This window comes from Pseudomonas sp. HY13-MNA-CIBAN-0226 (genome assembly GCF_040310305.1).
GTDB classification, from domain to species: Bacteria; Pseudomonadota; Gammaproteobacteria; order Pseudomonadales; family Pseudomonadaceae; genus Aquipseudomonas; species Aquipseudomonas gregormendelii.
Map to the genome: position 1 here is coordinate 1 of NZ_JBEOPS010000431.1, position 253 is coordinate 253.

Below are 253 nucleotides of genomic sequence, written 5' to 3' on the forward strand. Positions count from 1 at the left end.
TCACTATGTTGATGGGGGATTTCATTTCCCTGGCACAGCTGCAATTGCCGGTCAAACTGGTGGTGTTCAACAATTCGTCCCTGGGCTTTGTTGCCATGGAGATGAAGGCGGCGGGTTACCTGGACACTGGCACCGAGCTGAAAAACCCGGACTTCGCGGCCATGTCCAATGCCATGGGGATCTTGGGCATTCGGGTGGAGCAATCCGAAGACCTTGAGCCGGCCCTGCGTCGTGCGCTGGCCCATGATGGCCC

1 protein-coding gene is annotated in these 253 nt (G+C 58.1%); it reads left to right on the forward strand.

Going from position 1 to position 253, the window contains the following annotated elements; all coding sequences use genetic code 11:
- Positions 1-253: thiamine pyrophosphate-dependent enzyme (locus AAEZ05_RS29390; RefSeq protein ID WP_350650147.1), on the forward strand; the 253-nt coding region annotated here is incomplete at both ends.